At 63.3% G+C, this 21,237-nt stretch carries 28 protein-coding genes and 1 tRNA gene; 8 read left to right on the top strand and 21 right to left on the bottom strand.

The features are described from left to right. Positions 1-22 precede the first annotated feature (22 nt). Together E3T48_RS17650 and E3T48_RS12585 are read left to right on the top strand one after the other, a co-directional pair. Positions 23-316: a helix-turn-helix domain-containing protein gene (locus E3T48_RS17650; protein WP_134524480.1), complete on the top strand. Its 294-nt coding sequence runs from the start codon at positions 23-25 to the stop codon at positions 314-316. Beyond that, the gene (locus tag E3T48_RS12585; RefSeq protein ID WP_134524396.1) at positions 267-695 is read left to right on the top strand and encodes a GNAT family N-acetyltransferase; all 429 of its coding nucleotides are present in this window, start codon (positions 267-269) and stop codon (positions 693-695) included. Before E3T48_RS17650 ends, E3T48_RS12585 begins: the two co-directional genes overlap by 50 nt. 94 nt (positions 696-789) lie before the next feature. Here the strand turns inward: E3T48_RS12585 and E3T48_RS17315 are convergent, their stop codons facing one another. The 3 genes from E3T48_RS17315 to E3T48_RS12575 all read right to left on the bottom strand — a co-directional run bounded on the left by E3T48_RS17315 (position 790) and on the right by E3T48_RS12575 (position 3,063). Next, positions 790-1,500, bottom strand: coding sequence for an AAA family ATPase (locus E3T48_RS17315; protein WP_241986804.1), 711 nt, complete (start codon positions 1,498-1,500; stop codon positions 790-792). Positions 1,501-1,614: 114 nt separating this feature from the next. Next, the gene (locus tag E3T48_RS17310; protein ID WP_241986803.1) at positions 1,615-2,127 is read right to left on the bottom strand and encodes a hypothetical protein; all 513 of its coding nucleotides are present in this window, start codon (positions 2,125-2,127) and stop codon (positions 1,615-1,617) included. 165 nt (positions 2,128-2,292) lie between these two features. Then, complete coding sequence (locus E3T48_RS12575) at positions 2,293-3,063, bottom strand: phosphotransferase (RefSeq protein WP_134524395.1); 771 nt, start codon at positions 3,061-3,063, stop codon at positions 2,293-2,295. 315 nt (positions 3,064-3,378) lie between these two features. Here E3T48_RS12575 and E3T48_RS12570 point away from each other — a divergent pair, with 315 nt between their 5' ends. The 5 genes from E3T48_RS12570 to E3T48_RS12545 all read left to right on the top strand — a co-directional run bounded on the left by E3T48_RS12570 (position 3,379) and on the right by E3T48_RS12545 (position 6,580). After that, a complete protein-coding gene (locus E3T48_RS12570) occupies positions 3,379-4,254 on the top strand; it encodes an SDR family oxidoreductase (RefSeq protein WP_134524394.1) in 876 nt (291 codons plus the stop codon). Positions 4,255-4,641: 387 nt separating this feature from the next. Next, on the top strand, positions 4,642-4,911 hold the full coding sequence (locus tag E3T48_RS12560) for a hypothetical protein (RefSeq protein ID WP_134524393.1): 270 nt from the start codon (positions 4,642-4,644) through the stop codon (positions 4,909-4,911). 153 nt (positions 4,912-5,064) lie between these two features. After that, on the top strand, positions 5,065-5,937 hold the full coding sequence (locus tag E3T48_RS12555) for a tyrosine-type recombinase/integrase (RefSeq protein WP_166789729.1): 873 nt from the start codon (positions 5,065-5,067) through the stop codon (positions 5,935-5,937). Positions 5,938-5,954: 17 nt separating this feature from the next. Next, positions 5,955-6,026: transfer RNA gene (locus tag E3T48_RS12550), tRNA-Arg, on the top strand. A gap of 44 nt (positions 6,027-6,070) precedes the next feature. Further along, on the top strand, positions 6,071-6,580 hold the full coding sequence (locus E3T48_RS12545) for a hypothetical protein (RefSeq protein ID WP_134524391.1): 510 nt from the start codon (positions 6,071-6,073) through the stop codon (positions 6,578-6,580). Positions 6,581-6,628: 48 nt separating this feature from the next. Here the strand turns inward: E3T48_RS12545 and E3T48_RS12540 are convergent, their stop codons facing one another. Beyond that, positions 6,629-6,931: a hypothetical protein gene (locus E3T48_RS12540; RefSeq protein WP_134524390.1), complete on the bottom strand. Its 303-nt coding sequence runs from the start codon at positions 6,929-6,931 to the stop codon at positions 6,629-6,631. Positions 6,932-7,036: 105 nt separating this feature from the next. Between E3T48_RS12540 and E3T48_RS12535 the strand changes: the two genes are divergently transcribed. After that, the gene (locus E3T48_RS12535; RefSeq protein ID WP_134524389.1) at positions 7,037-7,882 is read left to right on the top strand and encodes a hypothetical protein; all 846 of its coding nucleotides are present in this window, start codon (positions 7,037-7,039) and stop codon (positions 7,880-7,882) included. Between the two features lie 470 nt (positions 7,883-8,352). On the opposite strand, the gene E3T48_RS12530 is transcribed toward E3T48_RS12535, so the two are convergent. From E3T48_RS12530 to E3T48_RS12455, 17 genes are all read right to left on the bottom strand, one after another. Continuing rightward, positions 8,353-8,736, bottom strand: coding sequence for a phage tail fiber protein (locus tag E3T48_RS12530; protein ID WP_134524388.1), 384 nt, complete (start codon positions 8,734-8,736; stop codon positions 8,353-8,355). Positions 8,737-8,827: 91 nt separating this feature from the next. Further along, on the bottom strand, positions 8,828-9,130 hold the full coding sequence (locus E3T48_RS12525; protein ID WP_134524387.1) for a hypothetical protein: 303 nt from the start codon (positions 9,128-9,130) through the stop codon (positions 8,828-8,830). 26 nt (positions 9,131-9,156) lie between these two features. Further along, entirely contained in the window at positions 9,157-9,525 is a 369-nt protein-coding gene (locus tag E3T48_RS12520) for a hypothetical protein (protein ID WP_134524386.1), read from the bottom strand. Then, a complete protein-coding gene (locus E3T48_RS12515) occupies positions 9,525-10,559 on the bottom strand; it encodes a GH25 family lysozyme (RefSeq protein ID WP_134524385.1) in 1,035 nt (344 codons plus the stop codon). Before E3T48_RS12515 ends, E3T48_RS12520 begins: the two co-directional genes overlap by 1 nt. Further along, positions 10,559-11,014 (bottom strand): hypothetical protein, encoded by a 456-nt coding sequence (locus E3T48_RS12510; protein WP_134524384.1) that lies wholly within the window; start codon positions 11,012-11,014, stop codon positions 10,559-10,561. The genes E3T48_RS12515 and E3T48_RS12510 overlap by 1 nt, the downstream gene beginning before the upstream one ends. Positions 11,015-11,101: 87 nt before the next feature. Beyond that, positions 11,102-11,950 carry a hypothetical protein gene (locus E3T48_RS12505; RefSeq protein WP_134524383.1) on the bottom strand — a complete coding sequence of 283 codons (849 nt, stop codon included), beginning with the start codon at positions 11,948-11,950 and terminating at the stop codon, positions 11,102-11,104. A 13-nt stretch (positions 11,951-11,963) separates the two neighbouring features. Then, positions 11,964-13,052 (bottom strand): hypothetical protein, encoded by a 1,089-nt coding sequence (locus E3T48_RS12500; RefSeq protein ID WP_134524382.1) that lies wholly within the window; start codon positions 13,050-13,052, stop codon positions 11,964-11,966. Between the two features lie 20 nt (positions 13,053-13,072). Beyond that, positions 13,073-14,503 (bottom strand): hypothetical protein, encoded by a 1,431-nt coding sequence (locus E3T48_RS12495; RefSeq protein ID WP_134524381.1) that lies wholly within the window; start codon positions 14,501-14,503, stop codon positions 13,073-13,075. Next, on the bottom strand, positions 14,503-16,386 hold the full coding sequence (locus tag E3T48_RS12490) for a phage tail protein (RefSeq protein ID WP_134524380.1): 1,884 nt from the start codon (positions 16,384-16,386) through the stop codon (positions 14,503-14,505). Before E3T48_RS12490 ends, E3T48_RS12495 begins: the two co-directional genes overlap by 1 nt. Positions 16,387-16,541: 155 nt before the next feature. Then, entirely contained in the window at positions 16,542-16,943 is a 402-nt protein-coding gene (locus E3T48_RS12485) for a hypothetical protein (protein WP_134524379.1), read from the bottom strand. A 22-nt stretch (positions 16,944-16,965) separates the two neighbouring features. Continuing rightward, positions 16,966-17,451, bottom strand: coding sequence for a hypothetical protein (locus E3T48_RS12480; RefSeq protein ID WP_134524378.1), 486 nt, complete (start codon positions 17,449-17,451; stop codon positions 16,966-16,968). Next, positions 17,451-18,476, bottom strand: a complete 1,026-nt coding sequence (locus E3T48_RS12475; RefSeq protein ID WP_134524377.1) for a phage tail tube protein — start codon at positions 18,474-18,476, stop codon at positions 17,451-17,453. Before E3T48_RS12475 ends, E3T48_RS12480 begins: the two co-directional genes overlap by 1 nt. After that, positions 18,473-18,649 carry a hypothetical protein gene (locus E3T48_RS16810; protein WP_166789728.1) on the bottom strand — a complete coding sequence of 59 codons (177 nt, stop codon included), beginning with the start codon at positions 18,647-18,649 and terminating at the stop codon, positions 18,473-18,475. Before E3T48_RS16810 ends, E3T48_RS12475 begins: the two co-directional genes overlap by 4 nt. Before the next feature lie 2 nt (positions 18,650-18,651). Beyond that, positions 18,652-19,119 carry a hypothetical protein gene (locus tag E3T48_RS12470; protein WP_134524376.1) on the bottom strand — a complete coding sequence of 156 codons (468 nt, stop codon included), beginning with the start codon at positions 19,117-19,119 and terminating at the stop codon, positions 18,652-18,654. After that, complete coding sequence (locus E3T48_RS12465; protein ID WP_134524375.1) at positions 19,119-19,664, bottom strand: head-tail connector protein; 546 nt, start codon at positions 19,662-19,664, stop codon at positions 19,119-19,121. Before E3T48_RS12465 ends, E3T48_RS12470 begins: the two co-directional genes overlap by 1 nt. Further along, a complete protein-coding gene (locus tag E3T48_RS12460) occupies positions 19,665-19,886 on the bottom strand; it encodes a hypothetical protein (protein ID WP_134524374.1) in 222 nt (73 codons plus the stop codon). Positions 19,887-19,958: 72 nt separating this feature from the next. Then, complete coding sequence (locus E3T48_RS12455; protein ID WP_134524373.1) at positions 19,959-21,170, bottom strand: phage major capsid protein; 1,212 nt, start codon at positions 21,168-21,170, stop codon at positions 19,959-19,961. Positions 21,171-21,237 lie beyond the last annotated feature (67 nt).

The following is a 21,237-nucleotide window of genomic DNA, read 5'->3' as shown; positions in this document are numbered from 1 at the left end:
CCAGCGGTCCCACCGCGGATCCATCTCGAAGGTCGGCGAGGGCACGATCGACATACCCGAAGGTACGCGGTGGTCTCGGGGACGATGGACGCGGAGCTCGCTAGCCGAGTCCCTGTCCAGCGCTACCGGGATTCAGCAGGCAGAAATCAGCCGGATAGAACGAGGTATCGGCAACCCGACAGTGGCCACGCTCAGTCATCTCGCTGCCACGTCGGCCAAAAAATTACTTGACGCGAATTCCCGCCCAAGACCGATTAGATGGGGGGATGGATTCGAACTATCGGTTCTCAGCCGACGTTACCGAGATAGACCGTGACCAAGTGCATCGCTGGATCAGTGAGCAGTCTTATTGGGCGCCAGGGCGGTCACGTGCCAGGCAGGATGCAGCCATAGACGGCTCACGAAACTTCGGCGTCTACGTCACTGAATCGAACAGGCAAGTCGCCTACGCGCGGGTCATCACGGATGGAGTGACTTTTGCATGGCTTTGCGACGTATTCGTCGACCCCGAGTTTCGCGGCCGCGGCATTGGCAGTGTGCTCCTCGCGGGAGTCCTGGAGAAGTGCGAGCCGCTTGGTCTGCGGCGCATCGCTCTCTCGACCAACGATGCGCACGGCTTGTATTCCAAGTCTGGGTTCACCGCCTTGGATATCCCCGAGTCGTGGATGGAACGCATCGGCAACCCACGCGCTTAGGCACCAGCAGACCAGAAACGACGCGGCCTCCGGTCGAGAACTTGCCGATGTCGGCCCGCCAGGTTGGGTGTCACGAGCGAAAGTTCAACGGTCCTCAGCGGGCGGCCGACCCCTCGGTTCCAAGCAACCGCCGGGTGAGTTTGTCCCTGGTGGAGAGCAGGGTGTCCATGGCGGTGGCGAGATCGAAGTCCGTGGGCGGCCTGCCCTGCTCGGCCGCGAGTAACACGGTGCGGCGCATGAGCTCTTTCGCGAAGGCACCGGTGACACCGTCGGCGCGCGAGGCGGCATCCAAGATCGCTTGTGGCGACAAGGGTATGCCGCCCGCGTAGAGCGTGAACAATCGGTGCCGAGCGGCTGCGTCGGGCAGTGGGATCTCGACGGCGAGATCGATCCGGCCCGGCCGGTCGGCGAGGGCCTGCTCAAGCACGTCGACCCGGTTCGTGGTCAGCACGAACGCGACATCGGCGTCACCGTCGAGGCCGTCGAGGGCGTCGAGCATCGCGAATAGTAGCGGCTGCGGGCCAACCGAGAGGCTACGGTCGGTTGCTATCAGATCGACGTCCTCAAGCACGACGATCGCGGGCTGCATGGCGCGGGCGAGTTCGGCGGCCTGGGTGACGAACCGGATGCTGTCGCCTGCAAGAACGACGGCGGTGATGCCGGGCGTCTCGCTCAGTAGGTGCCGCACGGTCAGGGTCTTGCCTGACCCGGGAGGGCCATAGAGCAGCACGCCGCGTTTCAAGTGCCGGCCAGCGGCGCGTAGTGCGTCCCGGTGCTTTCCGATCCCGACCACATGGCGTGCCACGTCATCGAGCACCCCGGGAGGAAGGATGATCTCCTCGCTCGGAACCTGGGGGCGCGGCAGAAAATCGACTCCCGCCGCGCCCTGGCCGAATTCGTTGCCGCTGAAGGATAGAACCTAGCCGCGCAGCACGCTTCGCTCGAGCATGAGGCGGCGCAGCGCGCTCAACAAGGCTGCCGATCCAGCCTCATCACCGGCGAGGATCTCGAGCCGGGCGTTGCCCCGACCGAATTCGGGTCGGGCGCCGCGCTGCAACACTGCCACCCGGTGCCCGTCCACGGTGAGTAGTCGCACACCGAATGAGACCACCCGGCGTTCGGTGTCCGGCCCTGTGGCGGCCGAAACATAGTCAACGGGACCCGGCGAAAAACGCATGAAGGGACTGCTGATCAGTTCTTGGAAGGAGGAATGTTCGCGCTGCTGGCCGCCGGTGACGCCGAACGCCGAAGACGCAGATGCCGCGTTGAGTTCGTCGAGGGCGATGTCTGCGTCAACGAGGCGGTGCGTGGCGAGGTCTTCGGTGACTATCGGAAGGATGGTGACATCCGTCTGCAGGAAGTCCTGAACCAAGTCGCCCAAGGGGGTGCGGGTGTCGGTCTGTGGGCGAGGGGCAAGGATGAGTTCGTCCATGAACCGGCGAAACGTCCCAACAAACGCTGTCTGCTGATCGTCCACGCGTGCCCCCACATCGTCCGTTGATGGTGCCTGCTTTCCGCTCAGACTATCGACTGGTGCCGCGTGGTGTCGCCCGAGAACGTAGCCGATTCAAGGAGCTGCCGCCCGGAACGCCAACCCTCATTCGGACGCATACTCCGATCGCGAGAGCGCTCGCTCCCAGGCCGTTTGGTTTTGGGTGACGTACTCGGTCGCTGCGCGCCAGAATTCACCGTGCCCGTTCACGTACATGTCGGCCCATGGTTGAAGGCCGGTTTCGTGTGAGGTGCGCAACAGTCCAAACATTGCCGCGGTCCGTTTCGCCATGGCCGCCGGGAGCGCCTCACGGAGCAATGTGTCGGCCTCGTACCCGTCGACGAAAGCACGCAGCCTCGATGCTGCGGACTCGACAGGTTCACCGTCAATGAGCATGCCAAATGCTTGGGCGGCGTATGCCAGATCCCACAGCCGGGTGCTCGGCCCGGCAGCATCCCAATCGATGAAGACCCAACGATCCCCGATGACGAGGTTCCACGGCGCAAGATCGTTGTGACACATCAGATTCGGGTTGTCGACTGGCAGCAGGATCTTCCAACCCTCCGGGTCGGGAATGTGAACAGATTCGCTGACATCGTGGATCCGGCGGATCATCCGACCGACCCGTCGCAGATCGTCGCTTCCAAGCGGCATCTGACCTAGCGCGATGCTGCCTTCCACATGCTCGACCGTTTGCCGGCCGAACTCGTCTCGGCCGAGCGGGCGGGGGGCGTCTACCCCTTGTAAACGAAGGGCAGCAAGATAGCTCTGCACGACCGGGCTGTTGCCGATCCAGGGCTTGCGCACCGTGCCGCCCACTCGCACAACACGGCCCGACGCGTTGCCCCCCGTCAGCTCATGCTCTTCCTCGCCCATACCAGCAGGCTACTGCCCGCAAGTCAGACCCTGGCGGGCGCAGTCTTCGCCGCGAGGACTTGAGCCGTCGCCGAGCAGTTGGCCCAGTCGGTGTCGACCGTCCGGATCGGGTGTCGCGGCGTAATGCCTTACGGGAAACGCGAAGTTGGGATCGGGGAAAAGGTGCGGGCTAAGCTGCTTCTGGAGAGCCATCGGCTGTGTGTGGCTCCGGTTGATTGGAAGGTGTGGGTATGACATCCAAGTAGTGAATCCGCGAGTCAGCGGATCAGCATCCCTTCTTCTTGCTGTTTTCACTGCATATATTGGAGTCTCCACATGCCGTTTCCCTCATCGCCCCTGCTCGGCAAGACCGCACTCGTAACGGGGGTGTCGCGTCGCAAGGGAATCGGATTCGCCGTGGCCCGCCGTTTCGCCGAACTGGGCGCGAACGTGTTCATTCAGCACTTCTCGCCCCACGACGACGAGCAGCCCTGGGGTAGCGATGACCTCGGCGAGGTCCGAACGGGCATCACATCAGCACAGATCGAAAACGCCACCTTCGGTGACGTGAGCCTCGACCTGGCCGTGCCGGATTCGGCCGGCGTGCTCATGGAGGCAGCCCGCAGCCTGAGCGGGGGAGTCGACATACTCGTCTGCAACCACGCCCGCAGCGGGAGCGATGGCTCCATCTTCAATATGACCCCCGAACTGCTCGATGGGCACTGGCAGGTGAACACCCGTTCCACCCTCCTTCTGACACGAGCATTCGCTGAGCAGTACTCCGGTCACTGGGAATCCACACCCACACGTCCCGGAAAACGGCCGACGCACGCCGGCCCCGTCGACGAATTCGCCACCGGTCGAGTCATCTGGATGACGTCGGGTCAACTCCACGGCCCCATGCAGGGTGAGGTCGCCTACGCCACCAGCAAGGCGGCACTGGCCGGGGTCACGCCAACGGTGGCCAGCGAACTCCTGGCGAGGGGCATCATCCTCAACACCGTCAACCCGGGACCCGTCAATACTGGATACCTGGATCCGGAAACGACGGATCGCCCTCTCGGCGAGATTCAAGAATTCGTGCGGAATACTCCGTTCGGGCGTTTCGGGTATCCCGCTGACCCCGCGCGATTGATCGGATGGCTCGCCACCGACGAAGGCCGATGGATCGTCGGGCAGGTCCTGACGACGGACGGCGGATTCGCACTCTAGCTGCCTCGCGTTCGGGAACCCCATACGTTCGCTGTGCCGAGCATCACCCCGATGAGGTCCCGGACCTGCCCGTCGGGTTTCGGCCCCATCCTGCCCTCCGCTGCGCGCCAGTCGCGGGCCGCGAGGCGGATTGCGGCGATCTGATCCGGCGTGAGCGCCTTCGGGTCGAACTGGGTCGCGTACCTTCTCTCCGAGCGCCCCTAGCGGGCGGGTACCGTGGAATAAGCGTTGAGTGCATCAAGTCTTGCCCTTTCGGTGGGGACAAGAAACCCTGATCAGACGATGTTCGTGGTGCCCCCGGTAGGAATCGAACCTACGACAAGCGGATTACAAGGCCGACACTTCGAACGTTACCCAGTTATTCAGCACCGAGAGGCAGGCCGCATAATGACTTACACCACCAACAAGGAAGAGGCCGAGCGGATGGTAACTGAGGACATCCTGCGCGGGAACATCGACGGTGCCCGCAGGTGGGCTCTCGAATACGCGGAGCACCGCGACAACGAGAGAACGGACGCGGAACTGGACGTGTGCATCGAATTCTGGGCCGAGTATCGCCGCAACGAGAAGTCTGACGCGGAGCGGCGCGTGTCACTCTCAGGTCACGCGGATCTTCGGCACGTCTGGTCCCCCGGTGAACGCGTCGACGTCGACTAAGTACGTCTCCCACCCTCGGGGCGCAGCGTTCAGCGCCGAGGACGGATGGTACGGCAGCCACTACTTACACCCCCACACTGGGGTAGACAGGAAGCCTTGATGCTCACCCGGCACCTGTCTATCGTGGACCCCCACAACACCATCGGGGGGACCATGGAATCAAAAGCGATTCTGAATTTCTGGACACAGTACATGCGCGCGGAAGACCTCACCGAGGGAACCATCACAGAACGCATCCGGTTCGTCCGCAACGTCGAGAGGACCGCGGGGAGCCTTCTCACCGTCACCCGGCACGACCTCATCGGTTACATGGCCTCGAACGGCACATGGTCGAACTCGACGAAACAACACTACCGGTCAGCGCTGCACACCTTTTTCACGTGGATGCAGGATGAGGAATTCCGTCTCGATAACCCGGCCGCGAAACTCCCAAAAGTGAAATCGAGGAAACGCCGTGCGACCCCGCTCACCGTCGACGACATCCACCGTCTCCTCCACTGCGGCGCGTACAAGCGCACCAGGCTGATGGTCGCGCTGCACTACTACCTCGGGTTGCGGGTGTCTGAAATCGCCCAAGTCCACTCACGCGACATCGACCACACGAACCGCACCCTCACCACCCTCGGGAAGGGCAAGAAGACCCGCACCCTCCCGCTCGGCGACGCCGTCTGGGAGCTCCTTGCCGACCACACCGACGGTTACCTGTTCCCCAACTGGAAAGCGAACAAACGGTACCCCGCGCACGAGGGCCACATTCTCGGCCGGTCAGTGTCCGACGTCATCGGTCGGGCCATGAAACGCGCCGGCATCGTCAACCATCGGCCGCACGACCTCCGCGCCGCGACCGCCACCGAACAGTCCCGCGCGGGCGTGAGCGCGTTCGTCGTCCAACAGAACATGCGCCACGAACGCGCGGACACGACAGCCGGGTACATCCTCGTCGACATGGAACAGATGCGGGCCGGATTCAACACGCTGCCCGTGGTGCCCATGCCTGCTCACTCTGGCCGCAGACATGCCGCGTAGTAATGTGGTCACGTCCTCCCCCCGTAGCTCAGCGGAAGAGCACGCGGTTTCTACCCGCACGGCCGGGGGTTCGAATCCCTCCGGGGGGACAATGCTTCACAATCAGCGCACCACAGATGAAAGCGGGAGCACCATGAAGAAAGCATCCATCATCATACTCGCGGCGGTGCTCACGCTCACGGGTTGCGTGCCGGTCTCGCAGGTCCGGGAAAGACCCACCGACCCCGGCCCGAGCTTCGCGGCGACGCCGGAGACGGAAAAACCCTCACCGCCCACGACAGCCAAGTTCGGTGAGGCGGTGACGTACCTCAACGATCTGTCCATCTCCGTGAGCGTCCCCGCGCCCTACACACCCGGTGAATACGCGGCCGGCCATGACCGCCCGGCCGCCGTCGTTTTCAACATTACGGTGACGAATGGTGGCACTAAGAACTTCGAACCGTTCCTCTACTCGACCGCCTCCTCCGGCGGGGCAGAAGCGTCGAAGATCTACGATGGCGACATAGGATCGAGCCCCAACACAGTCATTCTCCCCGGGCAGACGATCACCTATTCGGAGGCGTACAGCGTGAACGACCCGGCGCAAATCGTCTTCCAGATAAAACCGTCATTCGAGTACGACGACGCGATCTTCACGCAATAACAAGAAAAAACCCCGGCCGCCCTCACATGGAGGACGGCCGGGAATGGTTCAGATGACGACGATCGGGCCTTGCAGGATGAGCGGTTCCACCTCGGGTGTGTCGGTGATTTTCGCCCAACAGTAATACGTGCCCGCCGGCGTCGTGTTGGTGACGAGCAACTTCAGGATCCTGACCGCGACCGTCGCGCCCTGCACATTCACCGACGGGGCAACCCACACCGTCGGCGGGGTTGAGATGGACCCCAGCCCGACGAGGAACGTGGCAAGGGTGATGTCCTTGCCCGTGGTTTCCGTGACCGTGCCGCCCACATACCGGGCCGCTCCCGTACTGACGTAGATTGGTGTGCCCATTTTTAGTCTTCCTTCGGTGTGATAGACCAACGATCGGGGACGGGGACGGGAGACCACCTCGGGGCGAGCTCGGCGGCACCCCACCGCTGGTCGAGGGGCACAGCAGTGAGCGTGACATCCCGGTACCCGGCGGCCGACGCGACCGTCGCGCCAGCGGTCAGGGCAGCGGCCACTGGTGAACTGACCGCCGCCGATACCCCGCGGGTTGTGCTCGCCGTGAGGGTCGCGGTGACCGGTGTGGAGGTTGACGACACCGTAGCCCGGGCCGCGGCCGCCGTGAGGGCGACGGTGACCGTCGTGACAGTGTCGGCCGTCGTGTTGCGGACCGCCGACCCGGTCAGGGTCGCGGTGAGGGGAAGCTCAGCGCCCACCCCTGTGCCGGACACCGTCGCCGTCGCCGTGAGGGCCGCCGTCACCGGGACGGATATGGCCCCGAGAGTGTTACGGGAGCCGGCCGCGCTCAGCGCCACGCTGACGGGTGTGGACGTGTCCCCGGTGGGTTTGTTCACCGTGTCAGCGGTCAGCGTTGCAGTGCCCGCCAGGGACGCAGCCGCTGCCGTCGTGAGGGTAGCTGTGGCCGTCAGTGCAGCGGTGACAGGGGTTGACGTTGATGCGAGTCGGGTGACCGTCGCAACAGCTGTTAGCCCGGCAGTTACCGGGGTCGAGGTTTGCGCCGTGGTCGCCAGTGTGGCCGTCGCGACCACGACCGCTGTGACCGCCAGAGCAACCGCGCCGAGCGTGTTGCGCGTGCTATCGGCCGTCCGGCCAGCAGTGAACGGTGAGGACACGTCAGCAGTCGGCCCACCCGACGTCGTCGAGTACGACGCGATGATCGCCGAACGGCCCGTCGACGGCAACGAATACGTCGTCGTCGTCGAATACGCCGTCGACCCCGACGCGGTGACATCCAGTTTGGCAACACCCTGCATAGGTGCGTCCGCGGTGACCTGACACACGTCCGCCTGCTCGACGAAACTGTTCGTCCACCCCGACACTGTGCGCGCCGTCGCAGACGCATATAACGAACCGATGCTCGCGAACAGTGTCCGCGTCCCCGCCGTCGGGGTGATGCTCGGCGTTGCGTAAGTGGTCGCCTCCGTCGAATCATTCACGGAGGCCGCGGTCTGATACGCGCCAGCCGCGACCTCCGCGATATACCACGTGCCCTGACCCGACGCACACGTGAACGCGTAGGAGGTCGCACCACCCGCACTGTCGTAGAGGTAGTGGCCCATGAAGTTCACCTGCGAGGTGCGCAACGTGAACCCGGAAGGGGTCGTCACCGTGGTGTTACCCGCGACGATGACCACGACCAGGTTCGACGCGGACGACGCCGCCGGGAGGGTCGCGGTGAACGTGGTGCCGGTGAACGTGCCCGACGCCTGCTGGAGAACACCCACGTCCGGCCCCCGATCAGGTTGTTACGCGGCGAGCGGGGTCAGAGAAACCCCGACGGTCGAGAACGTAAGTGTGTCCGTGTTGACGACCGCCTTCGCCGTGGTCAACGCCGCAGTCCACAGCAGGTTCCCCACCGTCACCGCATCCCACACACTGATATGCGTTATCGTTTCCGTCGCCGTCATCGTGAACGCCGGAGCATTCGACAGGGCGATAGCACCCGACGCGGCCGCGGAGAACGTCGCCAGCTGGCGGGTCGTCACCACGGATGCCGCCGTCGCACCCGCCGCACCGGGGTCAGCGGTGTGCAGCTTGATGTACGTCGCCGGCGGTGCGACGAACGCCACCGCGCGCAGCATGTTCAACCAGTTATTCGCAAGCGTGGTCGTCGCCAGTCCAACAGCCATCAGACGTTCTCCTTCGGTTCGATCGGTTCAGCGTGAGTGACCTCGGCCGAAGCCGTGGTCACGAGGATAAGGACAGTCCCGTCAGGCATGTCTACTGGCCCTTCGTGATGGACCGGGGAACAGACCCCAGGCCCAGATACACGAGCAGGTTGTTCACCCCCGGGATTGCGATCAGCCGCGTGACGATACCCGTCACCAACAGAATCGCTGCCGCCACCGAGTTGATCCACGCGAACAACTCCGGTGTCACCTGACCGTTGAACGCTTCCACGATCTGCGGGACCGCCACGTTCAACGCCGGGACGACCGTGAACAGCAGCACGATCAGCGTGCGCTTCACCCGCTGCCAGGGGAACCACACCGTTTCAACCTGAGCCACACCCTTGATTGCCATTGTCTTACTCCTCGTTTTGTTTGTTATCAACGGACGAACATGGGGGAAAAAATTCCCCAGAGTGTCGCAGCGATAGCGACAACAGCGAACAGTTTTGTGTACGGCGACCACGCGGTTTCCGTCTTCGTCCGCCGTTGTTCCTCAGCCTCTTTCAACGCAGCCGCGAGAGCCACCGCCTTCGCATCCCGCGCGTCCGCCTGCTCCGTCAAACGCTGAGTAGTCGACAGGATTATGGCGATCGTCTTATTGACGTCGAGCAGGTCACGGTCGTGACCGTCGACGCGGGTGGACAAGTTCGAGATCCGTTCGGCCACCAGGTTGAGGATGCCCTCCATACGCGTGAGCTGTACGGTAGTAGCCTCCCCAGCACGCGTGCCATTCTCACCGTCCAGCATCACGCCACCTTGAGACCGACAAAGCCAATCCGCAGCTTCTCGAACGTGGCACCATCAACCGCCTGACGGGCACCGAACCAGTTCTCCCACAAACCGCCCTCACCAGCCGGGATCGAATACCACATGCCCGGGCCACCAACGACCCACAGGTTCGTGTCCACGTTCGCAAACACGCCGTAGTCGTGAATCCTCGCCGACAGATACATAGCCGCTCGAGCCGTGAAATCCTCCGCACTCAAGGTGATGTGCGCACCGTAGTCGCGCTCATAGTCCAGACCCCTCCCGGCCGGGATGGGCCACCAAATCCCCGGGCCGCCGACGACCCACACGTTCGTCGCAGCGTTCGCAAAAACCTTCATGTCATCATCGCTTTCTGTGTCGTCTACGATCGGCGTGACGTCGCCGGCCGTGCTCGTGCTGTAGTCGAACGCGGATTCCTTGAACCTGTTCAGGTCGATGACGACGCCGCCGAGCGAACCCTGCGACGTGTACTGGTGGCCGTGCCAGGTGTCCCACCGACCACCCAGATTCGGTTCCCCCGGATATGACCCGTCGTTCTGCCCGTACATGGCGACGATGAGTTTCACGCCGAGCGCGCGCACCTCCGGCCATGCCCGCCCGCGCAGGTCCGCTGCACCTGCGTACATGAACATTTGCGCGTAGGGGGCGCTGGTGGCCGCACGTACCGTGCGGAACCACACCGATGCCTCCGAGTCGGTGAGCAGCCGGGGGGCCGCATCCAAACGCTCATTGTCGAGGACAATGAAGTCCGCGCCCGTCCACCCGCGCAGATTGCCCGCGAAGAAACGCCCGTCGCCCGCGACGTCCAGATTCGGGTTCGGCACCCAATAGTGCCCCACCCGCATCCCCACCGACCGTGACCTATCGACCTGCGACGTGTACCACGGGGCCACATACCGGGCACCCGTGTTGGACCCGCCGAGCTTCACGTAGCAGACGTCGAACCCGAGCGCCCGCGCCAACGAAAAGTTCAGACTCCGCTGACTTGTCCCCACATCAATGCCTTGAATCATCAGACCGGGAACCTTCCCTGAAACGACAGCGCCGTCTTCACGCCGGTGAGCGTCGAACTGACAACCCCGTTGCTGAGGATCTGAACCGTGCCGCCGACATCCGCCCAAATCCGCACCTCAGCGGACGGACGAAACCCGACAGGCAACGTGAAGAGCACATACCCTGAAGCGCCCGACCCGTCGATCGTCCCGAGCACCTCCACGGCCCCGGGGACACTCCGGTACTGTGTCGCCACCCGGCCAGCCGTGACAGTGATCCCCGCCGCCAACGCCGGTGCGGTCCACGGGCCGGGCGACACTGCAGCCCACGCACCCGACTTGTAGTCGTACTCGATGCCGTCCGTGGTGTCGCGGAACCGCAGCCCCTCCTCGACGTAGGTGAGCGCGTTGCGTTGCGTGGTGGTCCCCAACCGGCGTTTGCCGACAGTCGCCGCGTAGTCGACGGAAGCCTGCAAATCTGCCTGAGTCGTCGACGTGTTGTTGAAAATTGGTTTCCCTGTTGTCGTGTCATTCGACGCAACACCCATCAGCAGTCCCTTCCTTTATGCGGTCCAGTTGATTCGAAGAGCACCCGATGACGGGTCTTGCCCTAGTGATCGGAAAATTGAGTACCCGCCGGACGCGACACCGACCCCGCCCACGTTCGACTTCAGGTAGTCCACAATTGACAGCGGGATATTCACCCACCCGTTGAACACGGGGACAGCTGACGCCCCACCAACGCTGACGTTCCCGCCCGGCTTCCCGGCCGAGCTGTGATAGCCAATGTTCGGCGGCCACCCGGTGATCTGCGTCGCCGAAATGTAGATCGCAGCCGCGGTGATCGCCGCGCCGTTCGGAATGGTGTCGGCAATCTTCGACCCGTAAAACCACGCACCCGTGTTACTGTCCGACGCCCACACCTGAGACGTCCACCACCCCGACCGGTACGAACCCGCATCCACCGCAGTGAAAACCGCGGACTGATTCACAGGCCCCGGGGATGGAGGGGCCGGAGCTAGCGGCGGCGGCGGCGACGTCGACATGATCGCGCCGACGAACCCACCACCCGACCACGCGCCGAGCTTCACCACCTGCCCCGCCGACAACGTCAACCCCGACGCATACGGGACACTCATCGCACCCGCCACAGTACTGATCGGCACCAGGTTCCCCGATGGTGGTCCGGTCACCGTGCCCTCAGCCGGTTTCATCTTCGTCGGCCCCAGAATCAAAGCCGTACCGTCAATGAACAGCACCCACACCGGCTCGTTGATCTCCGGCAGATAACCGGCCATGTCCGCAGGGATACGGCCACCACCCACATCCACAACCGCACGGACACCGTCCGTGGAAACGAACGTGCCCACCATGCGAGTGAGCTTCGTCACATCCGCGAGGGCGCGCTTCACCGACTGATCCAAGCTAGGCACGAATCACCGCCGTTTCTTGCGTCGGACCTTCATCACGATCGATCGACACAACACGACACAGCGCCGTTTTACCCTGCTCGTCGACCACGTTCACCACGTCCCCGACCTCACGCAGCGGATTCCACACCTCTGTGATCGGCCACCGAACCGACAGCAGAGACGCCCGCGCCAACTCCGAATCTGTGTACGCCTTCGCCTGACCCGCCGTGGTCACAAACTGATTCGAACGGAACGTTGGTCGACGATGCGCCGGCGAACGACCACCCCCAGGATTCTCCGTACGCAACGGCCCCGAGATGATCTCTGAAACCGCCAACACTTGCCCCTGTAGATCATCCTGCCCACGGAACACGACCTGGTTATACACGCCTTCGGCTGACATCCCACGGCCGATGGAAACGATCGTGCCGGTGTCGCCACGCCGCAACGTGTCGACCACCGCACCCCACACCTTCGGGCGCATCGCCAGCGAACCGTCCGGCGCCATATACGGCACACCACCGAGAATGTCGGCCAAATCCAGCACAGCTTGGATTCGATCCTCCTGGTAAACCACCGAACGCGAGATGATGGCATCCGCGATCGTCCGAGACAGCTGCAACCCTGTGACCCGACCGATCTCATCCCACACCGAAGTGAGAATCGTCGGCGCCGACGGCACGTCGAACGGTTGCCGTTGCACCTGAACCAACCGGTCCTGCAACGCCATCTCAATTGTTGACCCGGTCGTGATCGTCCGGTTGTTCCAGAACATTGTCCGGTCACGCATCGACGGCACGTCCGTTATTTGGAACCATCCCATCGGGATGCGCTCCTGAAGAGTGCCGGCGTTCACGATCGCATACACCGCGAGCTCCGAACCGAACGGTGAGAACAGGTCACCGGCCGCAACAGGCAGCATGGAACGACCGTAATCATCCGTCCATGTGAGCGTCGCGGTGCCCTGCGTTTTCACCGCCCGCGAATCGTCATCCGACAGCCGCGAAATTTTGACCGGCACGTCCTGCAACCGCCGCTCGCCGTCGTACCACAAATCGGCTGAGTACCACTTCTGAAACGACCCGCCGGCCAGTGCCGCCACGCAACTCGCCGACGCAGCTTTCATGGTGCATACCCCGCCTTTGAATAATCCCGATCTCGGGCCAGATAGGTTCCGTAGGCCGCGTCGATCGCCGAGTATGTCGGATAGAAAAGATCCGTGTCGTTGTACCGGAGCAACGACTTGGACAGGCCAGGCGCAGGCGGGAGAACCTCGTCACCCTTCAACGCGAAAGCCACCAACGACCCGCCGAACCTCACGCTTCGGTCGATTTCCTCCGGGTCCTGAACCGCAAGAAACAAGGTCCTGGGAATCCGCCCGAAACCGGGAGGTGTCCGGATGCACAACACCGGCAACTGATCTGTCGAGTACGTGCCGAACATGGATTGGATCTCGTCCGCATCAGCGACCGTCGACGTCTCCATGTTCAGGATCACTCCCGACAATCCTTTGCGGCGGCCACCGACCCAACGGCCAACAGTTGCACCGTCCGTGTAGACGACGGCACCATCGAAACCTCGCACCAGCGAAGCCGCCGAATCGTCGTCCATGTTGACCTTCGCGAACAGGGTCGGGTCCAACGGCTGTGAAATGTAAATGCCCGTGATAGGCATCGTCGTCGCCGTCGTTGTTGAGAACCCGATCGGCGTACCGTCCGGTGCGAACATCTGCGCCTGGTATCCAGCCGTGATGCCCTCCGGCACCTCCACGTCGAGCACCGTCACACCCGACGCTGAAGCCACCTTCACCCCGCCACGCACCGGGAACGACCTGGCGTCTGAGAACCGGGTTATCGTGATCGTTCCAGGGGGCAAATCCTGCACCAACACTTCCACGCGCGGCCCCGCCAGCGTGTCCGGCGCGTATTGCGTCAGCGTCACAGTCGGCGTGAACAGGATCGACGTTGACGCGTGAGCTGTCCCGGACCACCCCATGTTCGGGTTCGTCGACGGGTCCGAATAGTCGGGCAGCGTAGCACCCGGCCACACAATGACACCATCCACGTCGAGGGTGTTGCCGTTCGCCCAGAACGGTGCAGCGAAGTCCTCTATCAACAAAACCAACCGAACCCCACCGGCACCGGGAGTGTTCGCTATTGTGAGGCGTGTCCACGTGTTCGCGGCCACAACGGTGTTCGGCCCGTCGCTCGATGACACTAACGTGGCGGACGCGCTGTATACAACCGCCGTCAGTTTCAGCGTCTTCGCGACAGACGCGCGAACCCACACACCAATTTGATACAGCTGGCCCGGCACCACGTCGATGCGCTCCACACCGGTCAGCGTCGAGCTACCGATCGTCATGCCCGCACCAATCGCGGTGTTCGCAACCGTCCACGTTGAGCGGGCGTACGCGGAACCCGCACCAGGCCCGGCGGGCGCGACCGTCGCACGTGCAACAGTCGACGCCCCACCCGTCCCCGACAACGCGTAATACCCCGTCGCGTTGACCTCACACGACGGGTTCTTCACCGGGTTCACAGTCTGCGACATCAGCGACCCACCCCACTATCAAACTCGAGACCCTGCCACCCGGACGCGTCCTTGATCTGCTCTTTGATCATCATCGTGAACGGGCGCCCATCGATCTCAGCAGTGAACGTAGCCCCCGCCAGAGACACCTGCACGGGGCCTCCTGCACGGCGCCCCGCAAACGTGGGCGAATCGAACGGGGAACCACCAAGAGACGGCAAAGTCATCTGATCGGCCAGATTCGCCATCGTACGAACCAGATCCGGGATGCGTTGCTCAACGCCCTGAATGATGCCGCCAACAACATGCCGACCAGATTTGTCACGCATCACCGTGGACGGGGACTTGATACCCATCGCCTTGTTGAACCCGGCCTGCACCGCGGCGGCGACTTTCGCCATGGTCGACCAGATGTTACCGAGCACCGCAGACATGCCGTCGACGAGCCCCCCGATAATGTTCTTCCCAGCCTGGAACAGCCACCCTGGCGCCCCAGAGAATATGCCCATGATCTTCCCCGGCAGGCCGGAGAACCAACTCGTGGCTGTACCGACCGCGTTCGAGGACGCCGAGCCCACCAAACCGGGCAGGGAGTTGAACCATGCCATCACCGCGTTGATCGTCAGCATCCCAGCATTCGCGAGTTGGCCAGGCAACGCCATGAAATAAGCGAGGACAGTACCAACCATGGTGCCGACCGCGAAGCCCGCTTTACCTGGCAACTGGCCGAACCACGCGCCAACGGCGGCGACCATGTCGGACAGACCCTGACCGATCGCCGCCGGCAGATCGGTGAACCACCTCACAACCCCTTCAACGAACGCGCCGATTTGTGGGGCGAAATTGACAAGGGTGTTGACCAACAGAGTGACCGACGCGACCCCACCGATCAAGGGGAGGATGAGCGCCGCCCACGGGGTGTCCTTGAAGAACCCGAGGATCTGGTCGAAGAAAATGGTTACGCCGGCCGCGATGCCGATGATCGCCTCAAGACCCAGCACGATCAGCCCGACAGGGTTAGCCGCAGCTGCCGCGTTGAAAAACCACATGGCCCCGGTGAGTGTGCCGATACCCACCGCTACGGGGATGAGGATGTCTTTCCACTTCACCAGCCAGTCCCAGAATTTCGACAGGGCTGGGACACCATCAGAAGCGATCCATGACGCGGCACCCTCAAGGCCGGGCATCAGCGTGGTGTCGAAGAAATCCATCATGCCCGACAGGACGGGCATCAGTGCCCCGCCTACCTTCTCCTGAACCTCACCGAACCGGTTCTTCAGAATGTCGAGCTTGCCTGCAGCCGTCCGACCCGACTGCTCCGCGAGCCCGCCGACCTTGTCGGTGAGCCCTGAAATGACCGCGTCGAAGTTGCCTGCGAGTGAACCCGTGTCCGTGAAGTTGATGCCGACAGCCTTCAACGCGCGACCCTGCCCGAGCATGGCCTTACCAAGGTCATCCGCGGCCGTCGGCAGATCTTTCCCCGTCTTCGTCGCATAGTCCTGCAACAGGGGTGTCAGCTGGGTGATCTGCGCGCCGGTGAGCTTGTACGCCCCCAGCGACGCTTGCGCCGCGGCAGTCGCATCATCGTCGAACCGGGTCTTCTTCTGCAACTCCCCGTTTAGCTTCTGCAGGGCCTTCTGGTTCGTGTCCGCCAACGCGGGAAACTTCTTGAACGCGAACGCCAGCTTGGCCTGCTGCTCCTCCGCGTCCGCATAAGCCTTCACCGAATCGGTGCCGAACTTGACCAGGCCGACAGCTATCGCCGCGAGGCCGACGCCGATCGCGACGCCGACCTTTTTGAACCGGCCACCCATCCGGTCCGCATTGTCGCCGAGATTGTTGATCGTCGACGACGCCGTCCGGTCACGACCGAACAGGTCAAACGTCAGAGACTTAGTCGCCACGACAACCCCCTACTTCTTCGAATTCTCGAGGTGAATCGCCTTCGCTTCCGCGACGTACACCCGCCACCAATCAACGGTGAGCTGGTACACGTTCAGCGGGGTGATACCCGGGAAATAATGCGAGATCGCCGGCAACCACCGATACAGGGACGCCTCTACGTCTTCGAGGTCTTCGTCTTTTTGACCGGCGCGACGGCCTCGTCTTTTGGGCCGGACTCAACCTCGACCTCGTCGTCCTCAAACCCCGTCTCCGACAGAGCCACATCGGTGAGCTCGTCGAACGACTGTGTTTCCCCGGCGCGGCGGCGACACAGGAAGATGATCGCCCGCACGATTTCGAGACCCTCATCCGAATCGACGAGCATCTCCAGCAGCCCGCGCTCATCATCCTCGTCAGCTTTCAGCGAGGTAAAGAAAGCTTGGATCGTGTTGACCGTGATCCCGTTCGGGAAGTCCGTCGACTTCGTCGCCCGTTTCAACAGGATCAGGTCCGACAGGGTCGCCTTCTGAATCCCCTCGAACAGGTCATACTTCGCATCACCGATGAGTAGTTTCATACGCCTCGTGCCCCTTTAGTTTTTAGTACGGCCATGCGCCGACGCGTGAAGTGATCACGGCCGTCGCCTCATCCATTGCTTCCTGCATTTCCCGGACCATCACAGTCCGGGCAACCTCATCGATGGACGTGTTGAAATACGGGCGCCCCTTCTGAGGTACCCACACTTTCCGGCCATACACCCTGTGCCGGAACTCGGCCAGGTTGAACGCCTTAGCCAAGCCCCGGCTCGTCGCCGGTAGTTTCGACGGGTTCGTCACGATCTTCACGCCCGCGGTTCGCTCAGCGAAACTCACCGACACGCGCGTTCCAGCGATCAGCGCCGCCCGGTTCTCATGCCCGACGTCACCGCCGCCCGCGCTGGCAAGTTTCGCTTTCACTGCGAGCGCCGCGAGGTCGCCGGACTTCTTCAGCCGGCGCCGTAGCGCGCGCAGTAGAGCAGGCTCATACGCTTTGAGGTCACCCGCAAGCCGATACCATTCCGCCCGGTCGATGACCACCTCAACCATCAGATCGCGGTCTCCGCCGTCACGATCGCCACATACACAGGCTGCGCAGCAACACGCCCGTCCACCCCCGTGAAGTCAACCGACTGGGTGATGACATCCCCGCCGTTCGCCTTCGGCAGTTCACCGTCCAACCGGACCACCGGGATCGTGATCTCCAGCGTCGGGAACACCCCGGCCGTGATCGCCACAGAGTGCGCGAACTTCAACACCAACGCCAGATCCGTTTGTGCGAGGAACGCGTCCCGGAGGACGTTCGTGTCGTACTCGACCGTCAAACTCCCCGACAGCCCCCGGCCCCCCACCACGGGTGCCCGGCCGCGCTTGCCGCCGCCGCCGAAGAAAAACCCGCCCGAGTCGACGCCGTTCTCATAGGTGAACTTCGCATCCACCACGTTCGCCGCCGCCGTACCACCCGAGGCCAGCGCTACGTTCGTCGGCACCGTCACGGTGCCACCGATCCGGATCGACCCGCCGACGAACGACATCAGCGACGTGCCCGCCACATACGACGGAGTCACGAACGCCTGCGTGGTGTCCACGGACTTTCCCACCCAATTGAACTTCAACATGGGGACGCCCGCGTTACCGGCGTCGAGCTCGAACCCGGTGCACACGCACCCGAGGAACGACATCGGCTGAGCCGCACCACCACCCACGGTGGGGATGCTCGCCTGAATCGTGTACGACGGCAGCGGGTCCGTCGCCGTCGGCGTGAACAGCTGCTGGTACCCGGGGCCCGCGCCGATGATCGTCGATACCCCCGACCCGAGCGCAGCTTCGAACATGGCACCGAGGGTCTTCGTGATGCCCTCGACAGTGAGCGACCCGGTGACCTCTTCCTTCACCAGTACACGGCGGTCGCCCGCGATGACCCGCTTCCCGTAGCGCATCGCCGACCCGGAACTGAACGTCGGGTTCCACGCGAAGTCCTCTTGCGTGATCTCGAAGAACTTATCGGGGGCGATGTAGGTCCCGAACGTGGCCTCCTTTTTCAGCCCGAGGGCGGCGTCCTGTTGCGTGGTCATTTCTTGCCCTTCGGTTCAGGTGTCGGTTCAGGTGCGCGGAAATACAGGTCGGATTGCACGAGCAGACCCTCGGCCTGCTCGTCGGGGATCTCGAACGGTTCGCCCGGCTCGACGATCCCGTCGACACCGACGATCTCCAGCGCGCCCGCCGGCGAATGGTGAATGAGTTTCATGGTCAGCTCCCAGTAGTAATTCGTGTGACAGCGACGAACTGCGCCGCAATGGTGGTCAGCCGGCCAGCCGCCAGCACATCAGGGTCCGTCGAACCGTCCGACGCGTGAGAGGCAAGGAAACAACTCCGCACCGTCCCGGTCACGGTCGTGTCCGTTTTCCGCACGTAGTTCTCCAGCTGGCCGAGCAGCGCGTAACCGCGCCTGGCGGTGACAATCTCCTGATCGGCACCACCACCACGGAAGATGGAGAAAATCACGGTGAGCGTCAGAGTTTCATCGCGGGACCGTTGCCCGCCCATCGGCCCCGGCACCTGCGAACTGCCCAACTCCCCGAACGACACAATGTCGTTCATCATCGTTTGGCCCGGGTGACCGAAAGCGACCTGCACCGTCGTGTCCGCGGCCCACAACCCGACGGCGATGTTGAACATCGCCTCCTTGAACGCGAGAGCCTGTGTCGCCTCGACCATCAGGCGAACCCATCCGCTCGTGCGTGCGGCCGCAGCAACTCGACGACGCGTCGCGGAATGGCGAACCCCATCGGAACATCCGCCCCATCAGGTACGTCGTTGCCCCACGCGGGACGATTACCCTGGCGGCCCTGCTGCCACCACACCCTGACCAACTCACGCGCTGCGAGAATCACGTTCGGGGGGATCTCCGCATTCCCCACGTTCACGGTGACCACAATGTTCCGCACCCCGGATTTGAAATCCCGGGAACTCACAGTGGTGCCGGCGTAGATGATGCCCGCGGGCCCGTCCGCGAGATAGTCGGTGATCGTGACACCAGACTCGACCACGCTCGTGACCGTGCTGAACGGGCCGCTAAGCACGAGCACCCCAGACCCACCGCTCAGCGTGTGCACCTTCGACCCGGCAATCAGAGGGCCGGTGATGTTCTCAATGACGGGGGTCGCCGCTTCGATGTACCGTTGAATGTCGGCGTCGTCTGCGGTGCCCACAATCCCGAGCGACCGTTTCGCGTCCGCGAGAGGAATCAGCCCGGTCGCCATTTAGCTCAGGTCCCTCTTCGTGAGACCCTTCACAGTGGCAGTTTCCGGTTTGCGTGTCCGACGAGTCAGGTCCGCCGTCTCGACGGCGCCGACCTCGGCGGCCAGCCCATTCTCGATCAGGCTCTGAGCTTCATCGGCGGGGACGTTAATGGTCCCGCCGACATCCGGCCAGTCGACCAGGTCGCGGGTTCCGCTGATCTTCGCGAGCATTCGAATCTTCATTTACTGCCTCCTCGTTGGGGGTTTACGGGGAAGGGGGCGGGCCGAAGCCCGCCCCCTCAGGAACCGAACCGATCAGGTTGCAGCACCCTGGTAGAACTTCACGGCGCCGGTCTGGTCCGCGAGGAGACCGTCACCACGGACGATCGCGCGGAACGCGATCTGATCCGTGTTGAACGCGAAGTCGTCGGACCGTTCGAAACGGATACCGTTGACGATGCGCACGACGTACGCGGACAGGTCACCGAACGCCACCGACCTTGCATTCACCGCAGTGCCTGCCACGTTCGGGTCCGTGAACACGGGCCTGTTCTCGATCCGGTCCGGTGTGCCGGCGATGACGGACGGCTGCCAGATGTACTGGCCGTTCAGGTCTTTCACCTTCCGGAGCACACCCGCCGTGGTGTCCTTCATCAGCCACGACGCGTTCGGGCTGTTCCGGTACGGGGAGATGACCGAGTAGAACAGGTCGATCAGGTTGTCAAAGGTGGGAGCACCCGCGACACCCGTGCCGCCCGTGATGCCCAGCGTTGCCGAACCCATGATGCCGGCCGGTTCAGTCGTGCCGACGCCGACGATCAGCTTCGCCCCGAGCAGGTTACCCACGTTGCGTCCGAAGACACGTGCAAGGTAACCCTCGAGGTCAACGCCGGTGTCCTGCGTCAGCTCACGGGACATGAGAGCGAACTCGCCGTACTTGAACGCGCCGAGGGAGCGCTTCGCGAACGCCGGGTCGGTCCCGCCGATCACCGCACCTTCAGCGACCGCGGCGGCGGTGCCGTGGCTGGTCGTCACCGGGAAGTCGATGGTCTCACCCGAGTTGGTGGTGAACAGTGTCGCGCCTCCCGCGAGGAGCGTGGCCGTTTCCACCATGTGCTCCCACAGCTTGGCGTAGAACGTCGTCGGCACCGTGTTGCCGCCGGCGGTCAGGGTGCCCTTGGACAGTGCCCGGATCTCCTCGAGTTCCTTCACCGTCGGCATGATCTCGAACGACTTCGTTTCACCGTTCACGAACTTGCGCAGCTCGGGCAGCCGGCTCTCGGTTGTTTGCTCACGGCCCTTGAACGAGCGCAGGGCCTCGTCGATGTCACGGGAGGTGCGATCGTCCTCCATGAACCGGTCCGCGCGTTCCTTCAGGGAACGCATGTCCTCCGTGATCTTGTCGTACTGTTCGTTCTCTGCCCCAGACAGGTCCCTCTTCTCAGCGTCGGCGACGTCGAGAAGGGCTGTTGCCTGACTCCAGAGCTGAGCCCGCTGTTCCAGCAGGCGCTCCACCATTGATGGCATTTTTTCTCCCTTTCAAGGAAAAAGCCCCACCGCAATCTGCGGGTGGGGCGAATGGATCGGTGTTGTG

Origin of the sequence: Cryobacterium fucosi (assembly GCF_004403515.1) — a bacterium.
Lineage (GTDB): Bacteria > Actinomycetota > Actinomycetes > Actinomycetales > Microbacteriaceae > Cryobacterium > Cryobacterium fucosi.
This window is presented reverse-complemented; position numbering and strand designations above follow the sequence as displayed.